Consider the following 279-nt stretch of genomic DNA (forward strand, 5'->3'; position numbering starts at 1 on the left):
GGAGGTCGCTTGAGGTTGCTTGAAGTCGACCCGGCGGCACACGCCTTGCTGCATGCCTGTCATGACTGCAATCAACTGGAGATGCGCCGTGGCCACTCAGCCCGATAGCCCGAACGAGCACGACCAGAAGCCAGACGAAACAAAAGACCCCGGCGGTCCACCCACCGAGGTCTCAAAGCCTATCGGCGATGCAATCCCGACGCCGGTCGAACCGGGGCTTGATCAGCCGCTGCCCGAGAAAGGCGAAACGCCGCCATCGGATGACGACGAAGCGAAGCG

General features: G+C 62.7%; 1 protein-coding gene. It reads left to right on the forward strand.

Features of this window, described 5'->3' with window-relative positions; genetic code table 11:
* Positions 1-88 precede the first annotated feature (88 nt).
* A partial coding sequence (locus SB822_RS56600; protein ID WP_410859039.1) for a hypothetical protein occupies positions 89-279 on the forward strand: 191 nt, incomplete at its 3' end.

Origin of the sequence: Paraburkholderia sp. SIMBA_054, assembly GCF_046534875.1 — a bacterium.
GTDB classification, from domain to species: Bacteria; Pseudomonadota; Gammaproteobacteria; order Burkholderiales; family Burkholderiaceae; genus Paraburkholderia; species Paraburkholderia hospita.